This window comes from Bartonella sp. AA23NXGY (assembly GCF_042197165.1).
Lineage (GTDB): Bacteria > Pseudomonadota > Alphaproteobacteria > Rhizobiales > Rhizobiaceae > Bartonella.
Genome location: NZ_JBHIRO010000063.1, coordinates 1 through 1639 on the forward strand (window position 1 = coordinate 1; position 1639 = coordinate 1639).

Annotated in this window: 3 protein-coding genes; all 3 read right to left on the reverse strand. The window is 39.7% G+C overall.

Features of this window, described 5'->3' with window-relative positions; all coding sequences use genetic code 11:
- Window positions 1-154: 154 nt before the first annotated feature.
- On the reverse strand, window positions 155-562 hold the full coding sequence (locus ACFINY_RS09640; protein WP_375635130.1) for a hypothetical protein: 408 nt from the start codon (window positions 560-562) through the stop codon (window positions 155-157).
- Window positions 559-1323 (reverse strand): filamentous hemagglutinin, encoded by a 765-nt coding sequence (locus ACFINY_RS09645; protein WP_375701061.1) that lies wholly within the window; start codon window positions 1321-1323, stop codon window positions 559-561. Before ACFINY_RS09645 ends, ACFINY_RS09640 begins: the two co-directional genes overlap by 4 nt.
- Window positions 1324-1338: 15 nt before the next feature.
- Window positions 1339-1639: hypothetical protein (locus ACFINY_RS09650; protein ID WP_375701062.1), on the reverse strand; the 301-nt coding region annotated here is incomplete at its 5' end.

Genomic DNA, 1639 nt, shown 5'->3' on the forward strand with positions numbered 1-1639 from the left:
TACAATAAAAAAGCTCATAAGCCTGTTGATATTTCCTGTCACCGCTGCTTAAAACAACGGTGAACAATATTGAGATGATTGGTTGAGAAAACAATCCCGCCGTTCCAAGCAAAGGCAAGGATGGCAGATTGTTGATCATCACAAACAGCAAAACTTAAGGATAGCATTCATATTGTTCTGGATGCTTTTTACAAAAAGGGCTGTTTAAGCGCTTCTTGACACTGCGCTGTGGAACAACAGCACCTGGACGACAAATCGGGAGATTTTCGGCTTTATGGTTTACACACCATCCCCCCCCCCTTTCATCTTTATAGCGGAAACCTGATTGAACCATACAAGCATGAATCGTTGCTATTGCATTGTTGCTTAAATTTCTGTTTTCTGGAAATACATCATAAGGAGCTGGCATACCACATTCTAATAAGGCTTTTCCTATTTCAGTAAAATCAGTAACACCATTTTTCTCCCACGCGCTCAAATACCCCCCAGGAGTTTTATTAAACTGACATCCTGCAATACCTAACAAAGTTACAGCACTTAATAATTTTAGAGTTTGTTTCATTTTTTACTCCATGATTTACTTAAAGGAAATTGTTCACGATGAGATGAGCCATAATTATAGCGACATTTTGGACTCGCATCTCCAAGACAAGTATGGGGACTTATGGGATTCATGACCATTCTCCACCATTCTGTCAAAACGTTACTACCAGCAGGTATTGTCTCATAAGTATAGCCATTGCCGCCAATAATTCTGCTTACAAAGTCATATCTATGCCCATCAAAGCCAACAGTGGTTTGTTTGCCATCACTCACATAACCTAACAGACCGGATGCAACTAAAACATTAAAGGCTGGTCCATAGAAATTGATATTCGTGTTGTCGGCTATACCGTGAACACCTTCTTGTTTGAAAGAATTCAGCATATTTCCCAATGTCATTGTCCCGCGACTATGTCCATAAAGTTCTAATCCTGTAAGACCATAGCTATACATCAAGTCTTTTGCTTCTTGTGTGGAATTAGTCAGACCCCAAAAGTTATTTTCCATAAACTTCTGATAGCCCGCGACTAGAAGTTCTGAGATAGCAGAATCGGCTTCTGGGAACACAACAAAATAAAGCGGTTCATTTTTATTCTCCGCATGTTGCTCTGCATAAACAGCCGCCTCATAGGGTGTTGTAAGAATACCATTGAGGAAAAAATGAACCTTGCCATCAGAACCTTTTTGTAAATTCTGTTGTTCTTCATCCGTTAAATAATGTGCGTGAGGAAACAATCCCGCCATTCCAAGCAAATGCAAGGATGGCGGATTGTTAATCATCACAAACAGCAAAACTTAAGGCTGGCATTTGCGACTATTTTTATATTTTTTACAAAAAGGGCTGTTTAAGCGCTTCTTGACACTGCGCTGTGGAACAACAGCGCCTGGACGACAAGCCGGAAGATTCTTTCCTTGAAAATTCTCACACCACGTTCCTGCCTCTGTATCTTTATAGCGGAATCCTGATTGAACCATACAAGAATCAATAAACGCCTTTTTATTTAAACTTAACTTTCTATTTTCTGGATCAGTATCATAAGGGGTTGGCATTCCACATTCTAATAAGGCTTTTCCTACCTCAGTAAAATCAGTAACA

Coding starts and splice junctions, on each gene's coding strand:
- ACFINY_RS09645 (WP_375701061.1), bottom strand. CDS start 1,323: ATGATTAACAATCCGCCATCCTTGCATTTGCTTGGAATGGCGGGATTG.
- ACFINY_RS09640 (WP_375635130.1), bottom strand. CDS start 562: ATGAAACAAACTCTAAAATTATTAAGTGCTGTAACTTTGTTAGGTATT.